General features: G+C 71.6%; 19 protein-coding genes and 1 tRNA gene. 12 read left to right on the top strand and 8 right to left on the bottom strand.

Features of this window, described 5'->3' with window-relative positions; translation table 11 throughout:
• Positions 1 to 39 precede the first annotated feature (39 nt).
• Positions 40 to 405: a hypothetical protein gene (locus tag AC3EO4_RS47935; RefSeq protein WP_431902700.1), complete on the bottom strand. Its 366-nt coding sequence runs from the start codon at positions 403 to 405 to the stop codon at positions 40 to 42.
• Between the two features lie 84 nt (positions 406 to 489).
• Between AC3EO4_RS47935 and AC3EO4_RS47930 the strand changes: the two genes are divergently transcribed.
• On the top strand, positions 490 to 1,254 hold the full coding sequence (locus AC3EO4_RS47930) for an SDR family oxidoreductase (protein WP_379581570.1): 765 nt from the start codon (positions 490 to 492) through the stop codon (positions 1,252 to 1,254).
• On the opposite strand, the gene AC3EO4_RS47925 is transcribed toward AC3EO4_RS47930, so the two are convergent.
• The 4 genes from AC3EO4_RS47925 to AC3EO4_RS47910 form a co-directional block, all read right to left on the bottom strand.
• Positions 1,236 to 1,610, bottom strand: coding sequence for a hypothetical protein (locus AC3EO4_RS47925; RefSeq protein WP_431902698.1), 375 nt, complete (start codon positions 1,608 to 1,610; stop codon positions 1,236 to 1,238). The genes AC3EO4_RS47930 and AC3EO4_RS47925 overlap by 19 nt on opposite strands.
• 142 nt (positions 1,611 to 1,752) lie before the next feature.
• Positions 1,753 to 3,126: a Dyp-type peroxidase gene (locus AC3EO4_RS47920; RefSeq protein WP_431902696.1), complete on the bottom strand. Its 1,374-nt coding sequence runs from the start codon at positions 3,124 to 3,126 to the stop codon at positions 1,753 to 1,755.
• Positions 3,127 to 3,238: 112 nt separating this feature from the next.
• Complete coding sequence (locus tag AC3EO4_RS47915; protein WP_379581564.1) at positions 3,239 to 4,474, bottom strand: phosphoribosyltransferase family protein; 1,236 nt, start codon at positions 4,472 to 4,474, stop codon at positions 3,239 to 3,241.
• Positions 4,475 to 4,529: 55 nt separating this feature from the next.
• The gene (locus tag AC3EO4_RS47910) at positions 4,530 to 5,519 is read right to left on the bottom strand and encodes a serine hydrolase domain-containing protein (RefSeq protein WP_431902694.1); all 990 of its coding nucleotides are present in this window, start codon (positions 5,517 to 5,519) and stop codon (positions 4,530 to 4,532) included.
• A 159-nt stretch (positions 5,520 to 5,678) separates the two neighbouring features.
• Here AC3EO4_RS47910 and AC3EO4_RS47905 point away from each other — a divergent pair, with 159 nt between their 5' ends.
• On the top strand, positions 5,679 to 6,059 hold the full coding sequence (locus AC3EO4_RS47905) for a hypothetical protein (protein WP_379581560.1): 381 nt from the start codon (positions 5,679 to 5,681) through the stop codon (positions 6,057 to 6,059).
• Here AC3EO4_RS47905 and AC3EO4_RS47900 read toward each other — a convergent pair.
• Positions 6,035 to 6,529, bottom strand: a complete 495-nt coding sequence (locus tag AC3EO4_RS47900; RefSeq protein ID WP_431902693.1) for a 2-thiouracil desulfurase family protein — start codon at positions 6,527 to 6,529, stop codon at positions 6,035 to 6,037. The genes AC3EO4_RS47905 and AC3EO4_RS47900 overlap by 25 nt on opposite strands.
• A 4-nt stretch (positions 6,530 to 6,533) precedes the next feature.
• Complete coding sequence (locus AC3EO4_RS47895; protein ID WP_379581556.1) at positions 6,534 to 7,805, bottom strand: MFS transporter; 1,272 nt, start codon at positions 7,803 to 7,805, stop codon at positions 6,534 to 6,536.
• A gap of 63 nt (positions 7,806 to 7,868) precedes the next feature.
• On the opposite strand from AC3EO4_RS47895, the gene AC3EO4_RS47890 reads away from it, so the two are divergent.
• The 9 genes from AC3EO4_RS47890 to AC3EO4_RS47850 all read left to right on the top strand — a co-directional run bounded on the left by AC3EO4_RS47890 (position 7,869) and on the right by AC3EO4_RS47850 (position 14,494).
• The gene (locus tag AC3EO4_RS47890; RefSeq protein WP_431902692.1) at positions 7,869 to 8,519 is read left to right on the top strand and encodes a TetR/AcrR family transcriptional regulator C-terminal domain-containing protein; all 651 of its coding nucleotides are present in this window, start codon (positions 7,869 to 7,871) and stop codon (positions 8,517 to 8,519) included.
• A gap of 11 nt (positions 8,520 to 8,530) precedes the next feature.
• Positions 8,531 to 8,893, top strand: a complete 363-nt coding sequence (locus AC3EO4_RS47885) for a hypothetical protein (RefSeq protein WP_379581552.1) — start codon at positions 8,531 to 8,533, stop codon at positions 8,891 to 8,893.
• The gene (locus AC3EO4_RS47880) at positions 8,890 to 9,273 is read left to right on the top strand and encodes a hypothetical protein (RefSeq protein ID WP_379581550.1); all 384 of its coding nucleotides are present in this window, start codon (positions 8,890 to 8,892) and stop codon (positions 9,271 to 9,273) included. The genes AC3EO4_RS47885 and AC3EO4_RS47880 overlap by 4 nt, the downstream gene beginning before the upstream one ends.
• Before the next feature lie 31 nt (positions 9,274 to 9,304).
• Positions 9,305 to 9,931, top strand: coding sequence for an SRPBCC family protein (locus tag AC3EO4_RS47875; protein WP_379581548.1), 627 nt, complete (start codon positions 9,305 to 9,307; stop codon positions 9,929 to 9,931).
• A 424-nt stretch (positions 9,932 to 10,355) separates the two neighbouring features.
• Entirely contained in the window at positions 10,356 to 11,615 is a 1,260-nt protein-coding gene (locus tag AC3EO4_RS47870) for a CynX/NimT family MFS transporter (RefSeq protein WP_431902691.1), read from the top strand.
• Positions 11,612 to 12,448 (top strand): alanyl-tRNA editing protein, encoded by an 837-nt coding sequence (locus AC3EO4_RS47865; RefSeq protein ID WP_379581544.1) that lies wholly within the window; start codon positions 11,612 to 11,614, stop codon positions 12,446 to 12,448. Before AC3EO4_RS47870 ends, AC3EO4_RS47865 begins: the two co-directional genes overlap by 4 nt.
• Before the next feature lie 38 nt (positions 12,449 to 12,486).
• Positions 12,487 to 13,662, top strand: a complete 1,176-nt coding sequence (locus AC3EO4_RS47860; RefSeq protein WP_431902690.1) for an amidohydrolase — start codon at positions 12,487 to 12,489, stop codon at positions 13,660 to 13,662.
• An 83-nt stretch (positions 13,663 to 13,745) separates the two neighbouring features.
• Positions 13,746 to 13,961 (top strand): helix-turn-helix domain-containing protein, encoded by a 216-nt coding sequence (locus tag AC3EO4_RS47855; protein WP_379647933.1) that lies wholly within the window; start codon positions 13,746 to 13,748, stop codon positions 13,959 to 13,961.
• A 2-nt stretch (positions 13,962 to 13,963) separates the two neighbouring features.
• Complete coding sequence (locus tag AC3EO4_RS47850; RefSeq protein ID WP_431902688.1) at positions 13,964 to 14,494, top strand: Clp protease N-terminal domain-containing protein; 531 nt, start codon at positions 13,964 to 13,966, stop codon at positions 14,492 to 14,494.
• 168 nt (positions 14,495 to 14,662) lie between these two features.
• On the opposite strand, the gene AC3EO4_RS47845 is transcribed toward AC3EO4_RS47850, so the two are convergent.
• Positions 14,663 to 15,562 (bottom strand): RNA polymerase sigma-70 factor, encoded by a 900-nt coding sequence (locus AC3EO4_RS47845; RefSeq protein ID WP_431902686.1) that lies wholly within the window; start codon positions 15,560 to 15,562, stop codon positions 14,663 to 14,665.
• A gap of 69 nt (positions 15,563 to 15,631) precedes the next feature.
• Here AC3EO4_RS47845 and AC3EO4_RS47840 point away from each other — a divergent pair.
• A tRNA-Ala gene (locus AC3EO4_RS47840) sits at positions 15,632 to 15,704 on the top strand.
• Positions 15,705 to 16,051 lie beyond the last annotated feature (347 nt).

The following is a 16,051-nucleotide window of genomic DNA, read 5'->3' as shown; positions in this document are numbered from 1 at the left end:
TGGCGGTTTTGGAGGATCCTCCATGCCCGCAAGGAGACGTCAGCGACCGTCCATGGCGGCCGCGGCGGCGGCGCCGGCCGAGGCCTCGTAGAGCTTGAACGCCCCGAACACCAGGGCGCCCAGCAAGACGAGGAAAACGATCACTCCGATCACCACCCGGTGCCGGCGCGCTTTCGGCGGCGGCGCGTAGACGACGGGCGGCAGCTCGTCCGGCGTGTACGGCAGGCGCACCGTCCCCGGCCCCTCGAAGGCGGGGTGGCTGTGCGGTCCGGTCGGCTGTCCCTGGTGCGATGGGGCGGGAGGTCCGGCCGGCGGCGGGGGCTGGACCGGCAGCGGCTGGCTGACCTGGCCGGGCTGCGGTCGGCGGATCCGGACCGTGCGGTTGGGATCGCCCTCTGACGTCATGTGTGCCCCCGCGAGCTTCGCCGATCTCTAACGCCGAATATAGCCAGCTGTCACAGATCGCGATACCGATCCGTCTTTCCGCACATGACACGAATTCTGGTGACGGGTGCCAGCGGCAGGCTGGGCAGGGCGACGGTACGGCGGCTGGCCGAAGCGGGCCACGAGGTGCGGGCCACGAGCCGCAGGGCCGGGCAGACGGGCGGAGGGGTGGCCGAGTGGGTCGTGGCCGACCTGGTCACGGGCGCGGGCGTCGAGGAGGCGGTTGAAGGGGCGGCGGCGGTGCTGCACCTGGCGTCCGCGCCGTACAAGGGCAGGTACACCGAGAAGGTCGAGGTCGACGGCACCCGGCGGCTGATCGCGGCGGCGGCGGAGGCCGGGGTGGGACACCTGGTCTACGTCTCGATCGTGGGCGCGGACAAGGTTCCGTGGGGCTACTACAGAAGCAAGGTCAGGGCCGAGCGGATCGTCGGGGCCGGCGTCGTGCCGTACTCGATCGTGCGGGCGACGCAGTTCCACGAGTTCGCCGACGAGATTTTCACCAGGCTGCCCGTGCTGCCGGTGGACGCGGGCATCAGGGCGCAGCCCGTCGACGTGCGGGACCTGGCAGGACACCTGGCCGAGCGGATCGCGCTCGGCCCCTCGTCGGGGATCGGGGAGTTCGGTGGCCCCGAGGTGCTCACGATGGCCGAGCTGGTCGGGCGGTGGCGCGCCGCGCGCGGGGCGCGCAGGCCGGTGCTGCGGATGCGGGTGCCGGGGGAGTTGGGACGCGCCTTCAGAGCCGGGCACCTGACGACGCGGGCCGAGCCGCGCGGGCGGATCGGGTGGCGGGACTACCTGGAGGGCCACTGACCGGGCGGCGGCTGCTGCTGCCAGCCCTGCGGAGCCTGAGGGTACTGCGGGGCCTGCGGGGGGTTGCGGCGGGCGACCACGCCTCCGATGAGGAAGCCGGTGCCGACCAGGTCGACCACCACGAACACGAACCCGACGACGGCGTTGACCACCCCGAAGATCGCGAAGCCGCCCGACTGGACGATCGAGGGCAGGATGACCTGCCAGGCGCCCTGCAGTATCGCGCCCAGCAGCAGCACGATGCAGCCGACCATGCCGAAGGTCGCGGCTCTTCCGTGCTCGGCGCGGGCGCGGGCGGTCAACACGATGCCCAGGACCAGGAGGATCACCATCGGGATGATGAACAGAAGTCCCATGAAATCGGCGCCTATGCTCATAAGCCGTGGATGCTACGGCATCGGGCACGGCTCGCGCAGGACCCCTCGGCGGCGCCGACCGCCGGGAGCACGGCGGGCACGAGGGTCCGTGCTCCCAGCGGGCCGTGCTCCCGGCGGATCGTCAGAGGGCGCGCAGGTAGGCCAGGGAGGGCATGAAGAAGTACTCCCCGCCCAGCATCGTCACGGTCTGCTGGATCTGGGTCTGCGGGGGTGACATCTCAGGCTTGCCCCAGGCCTTGGGGAAGCTCACCTTGATGTCCCTGACCCCCTGCCCGATCACCGGGTCGTGCCCGGTGGCGGGGTTGAGGAAGTCGGGGTTGTTCGCCCAGTCGCGCTGGGTGAACTCGAACTGGTTCTCCAGGCTCGAGTTGAACGCCATGAACAGCAGCCCCACGCCCGCGCTCGGCCTGGTGCCCGGCGCGGCGTCGTCCCACGGCTGGTCGGAGCGCTCGCCGTACGTCTGGCCGCGCCGGGCCATGAGCACGTTCCTGATGCCGTCGAAGCGGGGGTTGGTCTTGCGGATGTGCCCGCTGAACGGGCACTTGTCGCCTGGGTCGGCGTCGAAGGTGAAGTCGTTGGCGACGGGGCCGCCGCCCGCCCTCGCCTTCGATGTGACGGGCGTGCCGTCCTTGAAGCGGCCGACGAGCATCGCGCCCGCCCTGTCGCGGTCGGCGCCGGTCAGTCCGAGGGCGTCGGCGAGGTCCTGCTCGATCTCCTTGAACGCCCTGACGTTCTGCTCCAGCTTGCGGAAGACGAAGTAGCTACCGAAGTGCCGGTCGGCGTTGGGCGCGAAGGGGTCGGCGACCAGCACGTTGCCCAGCGGGAAGGCCGGGTTCCAGTGCCGGCGCGGCTCCTTGTCGACCTCGTCGGCGACGAACAGCGGCTGGCTGCGGCCGTCGACGTAGCCGAAGTGCTCGATGCCGTCGCCCGCCGGGTTGCGCATGCCCTTGCCCATCTCCTCGCCGAGCACGCGGGCGGTGCCCGGCAGCAGCTTGAGGATCTCCCCCCGCAGCTTGGCGACGGGTTCGGGGCTCGCGTCGCCGATGAGGACGACGGCGTGGATCTCGCGCTGGTAGGTCGCCTCCCATTCGGGCACGGCGGGGTCGTTGATCTCGGCTACCCTGCGCTTCATGCCGTCGCGGAAGGTGCGGTCGCCGAACCTGCGCAGGTCCTCGACGCTGTGACCGAGGTCGCGGTAGCCGGCCTTGCTGATGCCGAGCCCCACGTACGGCGTGCCGGGCTTCCTGTCCTCGGCGAAGCCCCTGACCTCTTCGAGGTGCTTGCGCGCGGACTTCATGTGCCTGGTGGCAATTGTCCGCAGAAAGCGCTTCCCATCTGAAATGTCATTAAATCGGATGAAAAGTAGAGAAAGGTGCTCGCGGACGTGAGCGCGCAGAATGTTCGGCTGGAGATTGTCGAGCATCTCCTTGGTGTCCGCGTCGAGCGTGGCCGAATCCCAGGCCAGGGGTCGTGCGTTGTCGAGGTCGACAGGCATGCGTCGATTCCCTTCCCCGTAGCGATGTGTCGCCGGGCCCCCAAGTCCGGTGTGAACTGTTTGACTGAGGAATGCGGGAAAAGGTTCCGGTTTTTCGTGGCGGAATGAGAACTCACCGGTTGAGGTGCCGCACGAACCACGCGCTGGCCAGCTCCGCCACCACCTGCAGCGTGCCCGGCTCCTCGAACAGGTGGGTCGCGCCCGGCACGATCTCCAGCTTGTTCGGGCAGTGGAGCCGCTGCTGCGCCGCGCGGTTCAGGCCCAGCACCTGCTGGTCGCGCTCGCCCACGATCAGCAGCGTCGGCGCGGTGACCTCCGGCAGGCGCGGGCCCGCCAGATCGGGGCGCCCTCCGCGCGAGACGACGGCGGCGATCTCGTCGCCCAGCTCGGCGGCGGCCAGCAGCGCCGCCGCCGCGCCCGTGCTGGCGCCGAAGTAGCCGATCCGCGCCGCCGGCATCCGCTCGCGCACCCACGCCGTGCCTCTGAGGAGCCGCTCGGCGAGGAGCGGGATGTCGAAGACGTCCTCGCCCTCGCGGGTCAGGTCGAACAGCAGCGTGCCCAGCCGCGCGTGGTTGAGCGTGGCCGCGACCCGCTGGTTGCGCGGGCTGTGCCTGCCGCTGCCGCTGCCGTGCGCGAACACCACGATCCCGCCGGCGCCCTGTGGCACGGTCAGCTCCACCTCGCCCTCGAAGGCGTCGGTGTCCGACACCGTCTCGTGCGGGGCGGCCACGGCCGCCCTGTCCAGCAGGGCGATGACCTCGTCGTCGCTCACCTGGCCGAAGTCGTCGTACCACTCCGAGATGGACCGCAGCCCCTGCGGCTCGCTCAGGCAGACGACCTCGTCGGCGTCGGGCAGCGCCGTGCCCGGCGCGCGCACCGGCGACGCCACGACCACCTTCGCCGCCCTGTGCGCTCTGGCCACCCCGCACGCCGCCCTCGTCGTCGCGCCGGTGGCGATCCCGTCGTCCACCACGATGACGGTACGGCCGGCCAGCGGAACCCTGGCCCGCCCCGTCCTGATGCGCGCCGCTAGCTCCTCGATGGCGGCCCGCTCCCGTTCGGCCACCCTTGCGGCCTCCTCGGACGTCACGCCGGCCGCCCGCATCACGGACTCGTCCAGCACACGCACGCCGTCCTCGCCCAGGGCGCCGAACCCCAGCTCGGGTCTGCCCGGCACGCCCAGCTTGCGCACGAGCGCGACGTCCAGCGGCGCGTCGAGCGCCTTGGCGACCTCGAAGGCGACCGGCACCCCACCGCGCGTCAGTCCCAGCACGACGGGATTCTCCCTCGCCAGGTGCCGCAGCTGCGCGGCGAGTCGCCGCCCCGCGTCCGCGCGATCGATGAACATGTCTTGGAGCTTCCCCGCCGCCCGGGTTTGACACCGAGCGCCCTGGTGGCGCGGGTCAAACCTGGGATCTCGCCCGCAACAGCTCGTCCAGGACGGCCTGCGGGGTCTCCCAGGCGTCAGGGGAGTCGTAGCGGCCCGCGGTGATGACCACGACCAGGCCGAGATCGGGGTAGACGACCAGCCGCTGGCCCCCGTTGCCGTTGCCCGCGGCGAACGGCGGCCGTCCCGTGCCCAGCCACCACTGGTAGCCGTAGGCGGCGCCCTCGTCGATCTCCACGTGCGGGCGCAGGGCCCTGTCGAGCCACGACGAGGGGACGACACCCGCTCCGCCGTCGAGGACGGCCCGCCCGATCCTGGCCAGGTCACGCGGCGTCAGCCGCAGGCCCGACGCCGCTGAGTGCACCCCGTCGTCGCCCGCCAGCCACTCGAAGGAGCCGATGCCGAGCGGCTCGAACAGCCGCTTGCGCGCGAAGTCCGGCAGGGGCTCGCCGGCGCCCTTGACGATGAGCCTGGCCACGATCGCCGACGCGCCGCCGCAGTAGTGCCACCGTCGTCCAGGCTCCTCCACGATCGGCCGCTCCAGCACGAAGCGGTGCCTGTCGGGCGCGAGCTCCATCGCGATCTCGCTGTTCTCCGGCGTCGTGTACGGCAGGTCCTCACGCCACTCGACGCCGAGGGTCATCGTCAGCGCGTGCTCGACCGTCAACGCCGCCCTGCGCGGGTCGGCGGCCAGGTCGGGGTACTCGGGGAAGTGCGCCAGCAGCGGCTCCTGCGGCGCGGGCACCAGGCCGTCGGCCAGGGCGATGCCGTACAGGAGGCTGACGACGCTCTTGGTCACCGACCTGAGGTCGTGCAGCGTGCCGGGACCGAAGGAGACCACCCCGTGGGAGACGCCCCACGACTGGTCCTCGCCCTCGCCGTACCGCTCGAACAGCAGCCTGCCGTCCTTGAGCACCACGAACCCGTGCAGATCGCCGAACCTGGCCGCCAGCCGCTCCTCCAGGTCGGGTGCGAAACCGGCTTCGCCGGGTGTGATGCGCTTCATGGGCTCCATGTCCTCAGAGGTAGCGCCTGACACGGTGTCAGGGTCAAGCCGGCCATGGTAGCGGGAGGAACCCGCCCCCTATCGGTACGCCCTGCGGTGTAGCCGCGATGCCCACGCCCGGGGGATTCCGCCGGGCCGCCGGATTGCCAGCGTGGGGCTGTGAACACTCTCAGGAACAGCCTCGCCGTGCTCGCCGTCGTCTACGCCGTCAGCTTCTACCTCGGCGCCGTCCTGCACGCGGGCATCGCCATCGGCCCCGTCACCGAGCCGGTGGTCCCGCCCGCCGTCGTCGTCGAGACCGTCTGCGGCACCGCGCTGCTCGCCGGCGCGTACGGCGCGCTCGCCGGCAGGCCGTGGGCGTGGACGGGCCTGCAGCTCGGCCACGCCGTCGCGCTGGGCGGCGTGCTGCTCGGCGTCGTCGCCATCACGTTCGCGGGAGGGGAGTCCACGCCGCTGAACGACTGGTACCACCGGATCATCGCGACCCTGCTCGTGCTGGGCCTGGCAGGGTCGCTCTACGCCTCGAGAGCGCGCAGGTAGTCGCCCGCCTCGGCGATGTGTTCCTCGGTGAAGACCTTGATGCCGTGCAGCTCCAGCAGGCTGGTGGCGACCCCCTGGCCCGGCAGCCTGCGACCGCGGAAGGTGCCGTCGTAGATGGCCAGCGCGCCGCAGGAGGGACTGCCCTCCTTGAGGATCGCCATCTTGATGTCGAAGGAGCCCGCCACCGCGAGCGCGGCCTGCGCTCCGGCGAGGAAGGCGCCCGTGACGTCCTGGCCGTCGGTGGCCAGCACGCGGGCGGCTCCCGCCAGGACGGCGGCTCCGCCCGCCCCGCCTTCGATCTCGGCGGCCGGGCGCGGCGTCGGCAGCCCGCCTTCGACCTCGGGGCAGAAGGGCACCAGCCTGCCCTCCTCGCGCCACTCGGCGAGCAGGGCGTCCGTGCTGGTCTTGGCGCCGCCGTCGTAACGGACGCGGCGACCCATCAGGCAGGCGCTGACCAGAATGCGTTCCACTCCATCAATCGTATGCGCGGGCCCGCGGCAGCAGCAGCACGGGTGCCAGCGCGATCGCGACGAGGGCCAGCGCGCTCCAGAACGTCACCGTGAACGTGGCCGCCTGCAGCACGGCCGTCAGCCCGGCCACGCCGAACGGCCCCGCCGCCCGCACCGCGATGCTCATGAGCGTGGTGGCCGAGGGGATCGCGCCCTGGTCCAGGGTGCGATAGGCGGCGGCGGACAGCGACGGCGCCACCATGCCGTGGCCCAGGCCCAGCACGAACATCGCGACGTACGGTGCGTCGGACACGACGAGGATCACGATGCCCAGCGCCGCGAGGAGGATGCCCGCCGTGCCGACGCCTCGAGGGCCCGTGCGATCGGTCAGCCTGCCGGCCGGCGCCATCGTGAGGGCGGCCCCCGCTCCCATCGGCGCGAGCAGCAGGCCCGCGTCGAGGGCGTCGCCACCCCTGGCGAGCTGGGCGTAGAGCGGGACGAGCACCGTCACGCCGAGCACCGCCGCCGAGTAGCACACCAGCGCGACCACGGCGGAGCTGAAGGTCCTGTCGGCGAACAGGCGCAGGTCGAGCAGCGGCTGCGCGGTCCTGACCGCGCGCACGGCGAAGCAGGCCATGAGTGCCGCGCCCGCGACCGCGGGCGGCCCGCCGTACATCAGGAGGGCCAGCCCCGGTGACAGCAGCGCCAGGCCGGTCGCGTCCAGCCGTGCCCTGGGGCCGGGCGCGGGGGAGCGGGGCAGCAGCGTCAGCGCGGCGACCAGGGCGGCGGCACTGATCGGCAGGTTGACCAGGAACATCCAGCGCCAGTCGAGCGCGTCCACGATCACGCCGCCCAGCAACGGCCCCAACACGGGCGCGAGCATCGAGGGGATCGAGATCCAGGCCATCGCGGTGCCCATGCGCTCCTTTCCCGCCGCCATGGCCAGCATGCTCTGGCCGACCGGCATGAGCAGCCCGCCGCCCAGGCCCTGGATCACGCGGAAGGCGATGAGGCTGCCCACCGACCAGGAGGCGGCGCACAGCGCGGACCCTCCGGCGAACAGCACGAGCGAGACGAGCCAGACGGCGCGGGCACCGAAGCGGCCGATCGCCCACGCGGTGATGGGAACGGTCAGGGACAGGGCCAGCAGGTAGGCGGTGACGACCCACTGGATGGTGGTGAGCGAGGTGTCGTAGTCGCGGGCCAGCGCGGTCAGAGCGACGTTGACGATCGTGCTGTCGAGCATCGTCATGATCACGCCGAGGAGGACGACGAGAGACGTACGACGTAGCGTCATCCGTACACTGTAGCGCATCGTCCGTACAGTGTAGCGGTTTGGCGTACGCCGTATGCTGGCCTGGTGAACGTCTGGTCCCGCCCCGAAGCCCCGCGCCGCCCCGCGCTCTCCCGCGAGGCGATCGTGGCCGCCGCCATCGCCATCGCCGACGCCGAGGGGCTGGCCGCCGTCTCCATCCGCCGCGTGGCCGCCGAACTCGGCGCCAGGGCGATGAGCCTGTACACCTACATCGAGCGCAAGGAGGACCTGTTCGACCTGATGGCCGACCAGGTCAGCGCCGAAGTGCTGGTCGACGAGCCGCTCCCGGCCGGCTGGCGCGAGGCGCTGCTCGCGATCGCCCGCAAGGAGCTGGAGGCGGTCACCAGGCACCCCTGGCGGGTGGACCTCGTCGCCCAGCGCGTCAACGTCGGCCCGAACGGGCTGCGTCACCTGGAGCAGTCCCTCGCCGCGCTGGACGGCCTCGAGATCGACAGGACGGTCGCGTTGCGCATCCTCGCGGCCGTCGACGACTACGTCCTCGGCCACATCGTCCGCACCTCGCCGCGCATGGGTGTCGCGGGTGGCGACCGGCAGCCTCACCTGCCCGACCTCTTGGCCACGGGCGAGTTCCCCCGCCTGAGCGAGGCCATGAAGGCGGAGCCGGACGCGGCCGGTTTCGAGCAGGGGCTCGGCTGGCTGCTGGACGGTATCGAGACCGGCCTGGGCGCGCGGTAGCCTGTCCCGCGATGAACACCACCCTGGCGACCTGCGTGATCGTCGCCGCCCTGCTGCTGGCCCTGGTGAGCCTGATCGTCGCGATCCGCAACCGCGCGATGGGCATGGTCCTGCTGATCGGTTTCGCCGTGCTCGAAGTGGCCGTTCTGGTGCAGGCCGGCGTGGCGCTCGCCGCCGTGGCGGGCGGGCAGGGGCCGGAGGAGAAGGCGACGCTCTTCGGCTACCTCGCCGGCACCGCGCTCATCCCGCCGGCGGGCGTGTTCCTCGCGCTGGCCGAGCGCAGCAGGTGGGGTTCGGCGATCCTGGTCGTCACGGGGTTCGCGATCGCGGTGATGACGGGACGGCTGCTGCAGATCTGGCAGGGCGTCGCATGAGCGACCGCGTCGGCATCGCGAGCGGCCCCGGGCGTGCGCTGCTGGCCCTCTACGGGTTGTTCGCGCTGGCCGCCGGCTCCCGCGCGGCCGTGCAGATCCTGACCAAGTTCGGCGAGGCGCCGCTGGCGTACTCGCTGTCGGCCTTCGCCGCCGCCGTCTACATCCTGCTGACCGTGGCCCTCGCCCGCGGAGCGCGCCGCCTGGCCCTCTGGGCACTCGGTATCGAGCTGGCCGGCGTCCTGGTCATCGGCACGGCGAGCCTGCTCGCGCCCGCCGCCTTCCCGCACGACACGGTCTGGTCCGGATACGGCAAGGGCTACCTGTTCATTCCCCTTGTCCTCCCGCTCGTCGGCCTCTACTGGTTGCTGCGCAGGCGTTAGCTCCGTCCGCTGACGGGCAGCTCACGAATCCATGAGCACCATCGAACATTCAGTTGACGTCAACGTCCCCGTCCCCGTCGCATACAACCAGTGGACGCAGTTCGAGAGCTTCCCCGAGTTCATGGAGGGTGTGGAGTCGGTCAAACAGCTGACCGACACGCGCACCCAGTGGCTGGTCGACATCGCGGGGGTCACCAGGGAGTTCGAGGCGGAGATCACCGAGCAGCACCCGGACGAGCGGGTCGCCTGGCGCTCGGTCGACCGTCCGCACCAGGCCGGTGTGGTGACCTTTCACCGCCTCGACGACACGACCACCAGGGTCACGCTCCAGATGGAGTACGACCCCGAGGGCTTCGTCGAGACCGTCGGCGACTGGCTGCAGATCGTGCGCGCGCGGGTGCGCGGCGACCTCGACAGGTTCAAGGACTACATCGAGGCACGCGGCGGCGAGACCGGCTCGTGGCGCGGCGACGTGCCGGGCAAGCACCACCGCGGGTCCGGCTCCGGCGCAGGGTACGGCGAGCCGATGCCGCCCGGCACGGTCGGCAACGACTACCCGCCGGAGGTGCCGCTTCCCCCTCCAGGCCCCGGCCCCGTCCCTCCCGCCGGGCGCCGTCCTGGCGAGGAGCCGCCGCCCGCCCCCGGTCCGATCCTCTGACCGCTCGTCGCACGGCATCCCGTTCGGACCGGCCGTCGCCGGTCGACGGGGTCGCCTCCCGTACGGCTTCGCTCTTCGCACGGCGTCGCGCCGTCCGGCGGGCGCGTGGGGCGCCGCGTCACAAGGCCCCCGTGGCGTCCTCACGTGAACGCGCGGACACGCGGACGCGAGAAGGGCCGGGCTTCGCCGTCCGGTCCGTCGAGGAGCGGGTCCCCGAGCCCCCATCCCACCCCCGGGATGGGGGCTCTCTCATGTCCGGCCCACGGGGTGCGGGCTTGGGGAAGCGTCCGTGGACGGCAGACGAACATCCGCCCCACGGTGGGTTTTCTCTCAGGGATCAGGAATAAACGGGTGTTTCACTCCTGTTAGGCTGGTGACTCATCAAGTCATCCCATGATTCAACAACTGGAGGAATTGGTCCCGCATGAGCGTGCTCACCCAAGAGTCCAGAGGCGGCAGAACCGGCTCACTGGCCTGGCTCCTCGTGCTGGGAATCGTCCTCGCGGCGCTCAACCTCCGCACCGCCGTCACCAGCGTCGGCCCCCTGCTCGACCAGCTCGCCGCAGGTCTGGGCATGTCAAGTGTCGGCACGGGACTTCTCACCACCCTACCCGTGCTCGCCTTCGCGACGGTCGGCGCGATCACCCCGACGCTCGCCCGCAGGCTCGGTGAGCACCGCCTGCTGCTGCTGGCGCTGATCACGCTCGGCGCCGGCCTGGTGATCAGGGCGTCGGTCGACTCCGCGCCGGTGTTCCTGGTCAGCAGCGCGGTGGCGCTGTCCGGCGGCGCGGTCGGCAACGTGCTGATCCCCACCCTGATCAAGCGCCACTTCCCCGCCCGCGCGGGGGTCATGACCACCGTCTACACCACCGCGCTCGCGGTGGGCACCATGCTCGCCGCCTCCGCCACCGTCCCGATCGAGCGCGCCACCGACGGCAACTGGCACGTCGCGCTCGGCGTGTGGGCGGCCCTAGCGGTTGTCGCCGCCATTCCGTGGCTTGCGCTGTTGCGCAGTGAGCCGGAGCGGGACAACAGCAGGTCGGAGGCGAGCCCCGGCCGCCTCGTGCGCAGCAAGCTGGCGTGGGCGGTGGCCGTGTACTTCGGCACCCAGTCGATGATCGCCTACATCATGTTCGGCTGGCTCGCCAAGATCCTCACCGACGGCGGCTACACCACGAGTGAGGCCGGGGTCATCCTCGGCGTCTTCACCGCGCTCAGCATCCCCGTCTCGCTGGTGCTGCCCTCGCTGGCCACGCGGTTCCGCGACCAGCGGCCCGTCGTCGCGGGTCTGGTGGGCTTCTACGTGGTCGGTTTCCTCGGCCTGTGGTTCGCGCCGTCGTCGACCGCGTGGGTGTGGGTGCTGTTCGTCGGCATCGGCATGGGCTCCTTCCCGCTGGCGCTGACCATGCTCGCGCTGCGCACCCGCACCGCCTCCGCCACCGCGGCGCTGTCGGCCTTCGGGCAGAGCGTGGGCTACCTGATCGCCGGCGCGGGCCCGCTCCTGGTCGGTGTGCTGTACCAGGCCACCGGCGGCTGGCAGGTGCCGTACCTGATGATGCTCGCCGTCGTCGGCGTCCAGCTGCTCACCGGCTGGTACGCCGGAGGCAACCGCTTCCTGGAGGACGAGGGCGCCCGCCGCCCCGCCAGTGTCGAGCAGGAAAGGGCTGAGAAGATAGCGGTGTGAGATCCACTGTTGTCACTTTCCCAGAAGGCCAGGTCAGCGGGCATTCGGAGATCGTCGGGTCCGTGTCGGTGGGGGTGCGGCACGGCCTCGTCACCGCTCTGACGCCCTTCCACCCGCTCGACCACACCTGGCCCGACCAGCCCGCCGATCTGGGCACGATCGGCGGGCTTCGTGTCGTCGACTGCGTGACGGGCGCCATGTCGGCCGACGGCGAGGTCTTCCTCGGCGAGGACATCCCCGTACGGCGGGGCACGGAGGGCTGGGAGTGGCTGGTCGTGCACGTGACCGACGCGCCTGTCGAGGTCGGGGCCCAGGTCGAGCTCTCGGTCGACGCCGCCTACCGCCGGTCGCTGTCGGCCGGGCACACCGCCTGCCACCTGGCCGCCCTCGCCCTCAACGCCGCGCTTGCGGCGCACTGGCGTAAGGAGGCCAGGCCCGACGCCCTCGGCCACCCCGACTTCGACCAGAGCGCGATCACCTCCTCCAGGATCACGCCGAACGGCAGCCTGGACGAGTACCGGCTCGGCAAGTCGCTGCGCAAGAAGGGCTTCTCCGCCGAGGGGCTCGACCTCGACGTGGTTTCGGCACGCGTCAACGACACGCTCAAGGCATGGGTGGGCGCCGACGCGCCGGTCTGGATCGACGTGCCCGATCCCGGGCTCACCGCCCGGCGCACCTGGCACTGCGCGCTGCCCGAGGGGGAGGTCTCCATCCCGTGCGGTGGCACGCACGTGGAGCGCACCTCCCAGCTCGGCACCGTGACCGTGGCGCTGAACCGGTCGGAGGACGGGAGCGCGCTGACCATGCGCACCAGCGTCGCCCCCGGAGCCTGAGGACACCGTTCCGGACTTAGCGGTATACCATTAATCGCATGACGACCGAGCTGCTGCTGCGCAACGCCAACCTCTGGGGCAAGGGCCTCGCCGACGTACTGATCAGGGACGGGCGCATCGCCAGGACGGGGGCCGGGCTCACGGGCCCGGCCGACGTCGAGGACCTGGGCGGCAAGCTCGTCATCCCCGGCCTCGTCGACGGCCACGCCCATGTCGACAAGACGCTGTGGGGCGGCCCCTGGGCGTCCCACAGCTCCGCGCCCGGCCTCATGGGCAAGATCCGTGGTGGCCAGGAGCGCCGACCCGAGCTCGGCATCCCCAGCGCTGACTACATCTCCGCCCTTCTGGAGAACATGATCACGCTCGGCACCACGCACGTCCGCACGCACGTGGACGTCGACACCGTCATGGGCCTCGACGCCGTCGACGCCGTCCGCGAGGCGTTCAAGCGCCACGAGGGCCGCATCACCGGCCAGCTCGTCGCCTTTCCCCAGGCGGGCCTGCTCATCGCGCCCGGCACCGACCGGCTCCTTGAGGAGGCGCTCAGGCAGGGCGTCGACCTGATCGGCGGGCTCGACCCCGCCGGGCTCGAGAACGACGCGACCAAGCACCTCGACGTCGTGTTCGGGCTCGCCGAGAAGTACGGCGTCGGCGTCGACATCCACCTGCACGACCGTGGCTCGCTCGGCGAGTGGCAGTACCGCCTCATCATCGAGCGGACCAGGGCGCTCGGGCTCCACGGCAAGGTCACCGTCAGCCATGGGTTCGCTCTCAGCGACGCGGCGCCGGACGTACGGGCCGAACTGCTCGACGGGCTGGCCTCGGCGGGGATCACCATCGCCTCCATCGCGCCGCCCGGGCGCGCCATGCCGCTGAAGGAATTGGCGGCGGCGGGCGTGGCGATGACGCTGGGCAACGACGGCGTGCGCGACCTGTGGAGCCCGTTCGGCACCGGATGCATGCTCGACCGCGCGCTGCTGCAGGCCCAGCAGACCGGGCCGCTCGACGAGGACATCGAGCTGGCCCTCGAGGCGGCGACGTACGGTGGCGCGCGCGTCACCGGGCTCGCCGGCTACGGCCTCGACGTGGGGGACGTCGCCGACCTGGTGGTGGTCGACGCCCGTAACGCCGCCGAGGCGGTCTGCGTCCGGCCCGTCAGGTCGCTGGTGCTGAAGGCGGGCCGCGTCGTCGCCCGCGACGGCGTCCTCGCCTGACGCGCCTCACGGCGAGGCCCGTTACCTTCGGGGATGTCAGCTTGTGTTGACAAGCACCCGCTTGTCAGCACATGCTGACACCTATGAACGTCACCGAACTGGCCGAGGCGGCCGGAGACAGGGACCCCGGCGTGGGGCTCGCCGCGGTGGCGGCGCTTCGCGGCCTGCTGGAGGAACTGGAGGCCGTCCACGTCACCAACGCACGGGCGCAGGGCTGGTCGTGGGAGCAGATCGCCGACGCGCTGGGCGTCAGGCGGCAGTCCGCGCACCGCAAGCACGCCCGCAGGATCGGGAGGTAGCCGTGTTCGCCAGATTCACCGACCCCGCCCGCCGCGCCGTGATGCGCGCGGGACTGCTGTCCATGGACGCGGGCCGTGCCGCACTCGCCCCCGACCTCCTGCTGCTCGGCCTCGCCGAGGAGTGCCCGCTGCCCCACCTGCCCGCCCCCGAGGCGCTCCGCGCCCACCTCGACACCGGCCGCACCCGCGAGCTGCTCGCCGCGATCGGCATCGACGTCGACGAGGTACGGCGGCGCACCCGCCACGGCGTCGACGACCCCGCCCTCTGGAGGCTGCGCCGCTCCCGCGCCAACCCGCTGCGCGTCACGCTGTCGGGCCCGCTCGGCGTGCTGCCGTTGGAGACGCACACGCGGAAGGCGGTCGAGGTGGCCATGTGGAAGCCCGGTCCCGTGACGGGGGAGCGACTGCTGTGGGGGCTGCTGGCCGACGGGGCCAACGGCACGGCCCGTCTCCTGCACCTGTCCGGCGGCGATGTGCCCGCGCTGGTGCGGGTGGCCGGCATCCCCGTCCACCGGCCCCGCCGTACCGCCTAGCCGCGCGCCCCGCCTCCCTGCCTGGCGCCTCCGGTCCTGGCTCGGTGTCCCGGTCCTAAGTCGATGTCCCTGTCCTGGCCCGCGCTCCGGGGCCGGCCCGCGACCTGGTCGGTCTCCGCCCGGTCCAGGCTCCGCGTGAGCGGGGCCAGGACCGGGGAGGACGGGCGCTCACGAGGGCGGGGTGAGGTGCTCCATCTTGTCGGGGTTGGCCATGACGTAGATCGTCTCGATCTTCCCGTCCGAGATCACCAGCGACACCACAGAGATCACCCGGCCCGCGGCGACGCCCAGCATGGCGGGTCCCCCGTTCAGCTCGGTGATCACGAACTCGAGACCCCCGTGCTCCTGCATCCCGATCGACGCCATGAACTTGTCCATCCCCTCCGCCGTCGTGACCGAGGTGAGGAAGCGGACCACGTTCATCTGGCCCGACAGCACCTTCAGCGGCGAGCGAGCCTTGCCGCCGCCGTCGCTGACCAGCGTGACCTCCTGCGACAGCAGCGCGATCAGCCCTTCGAGGTCGCCGCCGGCCGAGGCGTCGATGAACCGCTCGGTGATGTCCCGGCGCGTCGCCCTGTCGGTGTCGAACCTGGGCCGCTTGTCGTTCACATGGTCACGGGCGCGCTTGGCCAACTGCCTGGTGGCCGCCTCGCTCCTGCCGACGACCTCGGCGATCTCGGAGAACGGCAGGTCGAACGCCTCGCGCAGCACGAACACCGCCCGTTCGAGCGGCGACAGCGTCTCCATCACCACCAGCAGCGCCAACTCCACGGTGTCGGTCAGCTCGGCGCGCTCGGCCGCGTCCGGCGTGGTGCCGAACGGCTCGGGCAGCCACGGCCCGACGTACGACTCGCGCCGCGACCGCGCCCACCGGAGCCGGTCGATGGCCACGCGCGAGGCGACGCGGATGAGGTACGCCTTGGCGTCCTCGACCGTCGCGTGGTCCACCCCCGCCCACTTCAGCCACGTCTCCTGGACCACGTCCTCGGCGTCGGCGACGCTCCCCAGGATCCGGTAGGCCACCCCGGTGAGAAGCCTCCGATGCTCTTCGAAAATCTCCGTCGACATGGACAGAGCGTTGCACAGCCGCTGATTCGTGGTGAGCGGCGGATTCGGCTACACTGGCCAACGTCGCAAGGGGCTATAGCGCAGTTGGTAGCGCACCTCCATGGCATGGAGGGGGTCAGGAGTTCGAGTCTCCTTAGCTCCACCCAAGCGGTGTTACTCGAACACCCCTCTTCGAGGGCGGTGGCGGGTGACCGAGGTACCAGTAGCGGCGGTGTCAGCGATGACACCGCCGCTCTTTCGTTTTCCGGCCCTGGTGACGTGGAGCAGTGGGGCGATCGGGTCGGTGGGGTCGTCGGAGCCGACTCGGGGCGTGTCGTCGGTGTCGAGGTAGAGCCTGAGAAGAACGCCCGGTTGAGCGGACGGCGGGCCGGGTCGCTTGCGATGCCGTACAGGTCGCGCGGGCTGGTGAGCAGGTCCAGCACGGTTGTCAGGGCAGCGCGGCGTGCGCTGCCGTCGTCTGTCCGGCCCTTGCTTCGGTGGTCCGGTTTG

This window comes from Nonomuraea sp. bgisy101, from assembly GCF_057708945.1.
This window is presented reverse-complemented; position numbering and strand designations above follow the sequence as displayed.